Below are 4,370 nucleotides of genomic sequence, written 5' to 3' on the forward strand. Positions count from 1 at the left end.
GGTTGCAGCCCTCAGCAAATTCGATCTTAATCCCGACAGCAGCGACGACGAGAACGGCCGCTGGTACATGTTCGACTGGGAGAGCGAACCCTACACTCCAGAGGCCGACGCGAGGATTCCCGTTGGCACGACCCTGCCCGGCGTGATTATTGCCGGCGACACCGAAGGAGAGCGGGCCAATGTCACCGGGGTTTCAAAATGGGGCAACGGACATTGGACGCTCGAGCTGACGCGCAACATGAAAAGCGATGGCAGATATGACAAAGCCTTCGTGCCAGCCCGCGATCTCTACATGTGGGTCGCTGTCTTCGACCATGCACAGACGCGGCATGCGACCCATAACCGCCCGGTGCGTGTCGTCACGCAGGACTAGGCGTCTCATGGGGGGCGACGTGCTCGACCGGAAGCCACTACGGCGCGGCTGCGCTGAAGCATGGCTTCGCCCTCATCCGCGCATCGCATTCCGGCGCGGCGAGCAGCGGCCTGCTCGCAGGAATTCGCGGCGCCCAGAGGCCTCGCGATGAAGACGCATTGTCGGCTCGTCCTCAACGGCAAGCCCGTCGAAGCCCGCGCCGGCGAAGGCCTGATCGACGCTGCGCTCGGCGGCTCGATCCTCATTCCACACGACTGCAGATCGGGACAATGTCAGAGCTGCCGGGTGACGGTCGTTTCGGGCTCGGTCGATGACGGCGGCTCGGGCCATGGCCGCACTGTGCTCGCCTGCCAGGCCGCGGTCGCAGGCGATGCGGAGATCGAATTCGAAGAATTGCCGCTACCGATGAAGCGGGCGGGCGCCGTTACCGAGATCAACGAGCTCTCGCCAGAGATCGCCGAAGTCGTGCTGACGACCTCGGCGCCGCTCGAGTTTCGGCCGGGCCAATATGTGCGCGTCAAGTTTTCCGGCTATCCGGCGCGCGAGTTCAGCCCGACCTTCAGACTCGATGGTTCCTTCAAGCAAGTCGAACTCGTCTTCCACATCCGGCGCCTGCATGACGGCACCGTGTCGGGGCAGTTCGGCAAGGCCATCAGGCCCGGCCATGCGGCGCATGTGCAAGGCCCCTTCGGACAAGCCTATCTACGACAGGGCCAGGGGCCGCTGGTGCTGGTCGCCGGCGGAGCAGGCTGGGCCCCGATCTGGGCGCTGGCCCGCTCGGCGCGCTCGACCCAGCGCAACCGCGAGATGGTGGTCGTCGCCGGCAGCCGGGATGCCGATAACCTCTATATGCTTCCCTCGCTGCAGTGGCTGATCGACGACGGTGTCCGCGACGTCATCGCGACGACGGAGGTCGGATCTACCCTGCCGATCAGGCCCGGGCGCCCATCGCACTATCTGCCCCTGCTCGGACTGGAGGACACGGTCTACGTCGCCGGCCCCGCTGGTCTCGTCGATATCGTGCAGAACAAGGCGCGCTCGGCCAATGCGCAATGCTACGCCGATCCTTTCCTGCCGAGCTCTCAAACCTCATCGCTGATGGACAAGGTCACCCGTCTATGGCGAAGCCGGGAGCAGCCTCATCGCCCCGGCCTGTGAGCCGATGCCGAGCTCGGCAGCGCCGGCGGCCAGCGAGCCCCGGCGGCTCACGGCTTGACGGGCAGACTCCCGAGGCTGGTGATGACGTCGGCCGCCTTCTGCGTGTCGGCAAAACGTAGAAAGGCCAAGGCGTCCGGATCCTGCAACGTGCTTAAATAGATCAGCGCCAGCACCACGCTCGAGGGATAATCCGCGTCGGTCGGGTAGTGGCCGTCCACGCGAAGCACGGTGAGCCCTTGTTCCAGCGGCCGCGAGAAGGGTCCGAAGCCGATCGCCCCTTGAACATCGCGAACCGTCTCGATCGCTTCCTGTGTGGTCGTCGCCGTCTTCGATTTCTCGGTGATCTCGAGATCATGCCAGCCGGGCATGCTGGCCCGGAGCACGGTGAGAGTGCTGTCCTGGTCCTCGCGCCGCACGACGCGGATGCGCATATCGGCGCCGCCCAGCTCCTTCCAATTCGCGAGTCGGCCCGAATAGATCGCAACGAGCTGATCGCTCGTGACGGCACTCACTCCACAGCCGGGATGGACGATGAAAGCCGAGGGCAGGCGGGCGATCGCCTTGTAGACGATGCCGGAAGCCGCTTCGGCGTCGGTCAGGCGGCGTGCGATGCGCCCTAAGATCGCCTTGCCGGACCCCACGGCCGCGATGCCTCCGCCAGAACCGATGCTAGGCGGGACCTCGATCCGTGCGGATCCTTCCTGCTGCATGAAGCTCGCGGCGACGACGCGCAGGACATCGATGCCGTCTCCGGTCCCGACGATGTCGAGCCTGCGTGTTTCGGCGCTAGCGGCATTCACCCCCGCAAGCCAGAGGCCCAAAATTACCGCCGCTATCCTCGAAAATGCCATGGCAAACCCCTTCGAACGACGAGGTGCGCAATCTGGCAAAGAAACCTAAACCATCTGTTGTCGCAACGCCGTGCCTTTTGGAGTCATCTGTGGCGGACAGAAAGTGAAAAGCACAAAATCTGATGGTTCTGAGAAACCATTTGCTAATTAACCGGCCACAAATAGACGATCAAATTGACGATTTTGGGTATTTCACTCGCCTAAGGTTGGCGCCTGGAAGGGGCCTCAATGAGCGACATTGACCGGCCCCCGTAAGCTCAGGGTGCTGGCGGTGGTGGCGACTGACCCGGATATGGCAGAGGCATCGAGGGCGCCGCCCCGCTGGCGTCGTTGGGCCGTTGCGTCCGGGATTCCGAGTTTCCCCTCGTCTATCGCCATGCGCCTCGTTGCCGTCGTGCTCGCGACCGGCGTCCTCGGGCTCGGCGTCATCGGTGGCTTGACGGTGCTACGCCTGCAGCAGCAACTGAGGCATCAGGCTGCGGCACTGGGTGAACTCTCGGAAGACCAGCTCGCTCATCGCCTCGACGGCGAGGCGCAGTTGGCGCGAGCGCGAATCGAGGTCCTGGGCGCAGAAACCGCATCTGGCCTGCGTCAGATCGCTCAGCGCGCCGATGTCGCCAAGGCGGTCGCCTCGAACAACGATGTGACTATCCGCGAGCTGCTCAGCGTCGTTGCTTCGACCTCCGGCTTCGAAAGGCTGATCGCCTTCGACGGAACCGGTCGCGTGATCGGCGCCAACACGCCCCTCGACCTCCTCGCGCTGAACCGGGCATTCGAGGGTACCGCTCTCTCTGTCAGTCTCAACGCGATCCTCAAGGACAATAGCCGCTCGCACCCGCGGGGTGAGGAAGGCACCTATGAGCTCAAATTGCGTGAATTGTCAGCGCTCGGCCTGCCGCAGCGCCACACCATAGCGCACACCGCGATCGAGCCCGTGTTCGACGACTTCGGCGACCTCATCGGCGCGCTTGCCGCCGTCCGACCGCTCGGCCGCACGGAACGGACTCTCGAGAACTTCACTTCGCTAGCCAATGCCGGCGTGGTCATCATCACGGGTGACAACGAGATCGTGTCTTCCGCGGGGCCTGAAGGGGTGAGATTCAGCGGCGCCGGGACGCGTTTGGCCGGGCTGCAGCGCTCGGATGACGGCAACTACGTCGCGCGCTGTGTCGATTACGAGGCGACGCTCAAGGTGTGTACGTTCGCGAGCGCATCGCTGGTGACGACGACACGCGATCAGATGTTCCAGATCGGCGCCTCCCATACGCGTTCGCTGATGTGGCAGTTCCTGGCATCCGCGGCGCTGGCGCTCGGTGCCTTGGTCGTCGCGCTATTGGCCGCCGTGAGGCACCTCACGAAAGGACTTTCAGCGCTCGCCAAGACCGCCCAGGAAATCGCGGGTGGCGATCTTGACGTTCAATTCCGCGCAACGGGCATCGGCGAGGTCCGCGGCCTCGGCCTCGCATTCGAGCGAATGCTGACGCATTTGCGGGCCAGCACTCGAAGAATTCGTCAGCTCGCTTTCTACGACACGGTGAGCCGCATTCCCAATCGGGAGAAGATGCGCATCGATGCGCCGGCGCTCATCGGCGCGGAAGAGGACGGAGCGCTGTTCTTCCTCGACCTGGATGGCTTCAAATCCATCAACGACACTTTCGGGCACAAGGCTGGCGACGAGCTGCTCAGGATGGTGGCCGAGCGCTTGAGCAATTTGCTGACGTCCAAGGGCGCTGCCGGCAAATATCTGCTCGCCCGGGTCGGGGGCGACGAGTTCGTCGCCATCATCGCCGGGGTGAAGACGATCGAGGCCGCGAGCCTCAGTGCCCGCGAGATGATCGAGACGCTGCAGGTTTCCTTCAAGCTCCAGAGCAACCATGCGACCATCGGCGTCAGCATCGGCATTGCGATCTGGCCCACCCACGGCACAACCTATGACGATCTCCTGATCCGTGCCGACCTTGCGATGTACGTCGCGAAGAGCTCGGGAC

General features: G+C 64.0%; 4 protein-coding genes. 3 read left to right on the plus strand and 1 reads right to left on the minus strand.

Annotation, left to right across the window (positions count from 1 at the left end; all coding sequences use genetic code 11):
* Nucleotides 1-373: ethylbenzene dehydrogenase-related protein (locus AC1D00_RS29115; RefSeq protein WP_477013037.1), on the plus strand; the 373-nt coding region annotated here is incomplete at its 5' end.
* Between the two features lie 147 nt (nucleotides 374-520).
* The gene (locus AC1D00_RS29120; protein ID WP_404552371.1) at nucleotides 521-1,531 is read left to right on the plus strand and encodes a 2Fe-2S iron-sulfur cluster-binding protein; all 1,011 of its coding nucleotides are present in this window, start codon (nucleotides 521-523) and stop codon (nucleotides 1,529-1,531) included.
* Nucleotides 1,532-1,578: 47 nt separating this feature from the next.
* On the opposite strand, the gene AC1D00_RS29125 is transcribed toward AC1D00_RS29120, so the two are convergent.
* Entirely contained in the window at nucleotides 1,579-2,382 is an 804-nt protein-coding gene (locus tag AC1D00_RS29125; RefSeq protein ID WP_477013038.1) for a PstS family phosphate ABC transporter substrate-binding protein, read from the minus strand.
* Nucleotides 2,383-2,758: 376 nt separating this feature from the next.
* On the opposite strand from AC1D00_RS29125, the gene AC1D00_RS29130 reads away from it, so the two are divergent.
* Nucleotides 2,759-4,370, plus strand: a 1,612-nt coding sequence (locus AC1D00_RS29130; protein ID WP_477013039.1) for a diguanylate cyclase domain-containing protein, incomplete at its 3' end; no start/stop codon positions are given.

The organism is Bradyrhizobium sp. P2_E8 (genome assembly GCF_056403875.1).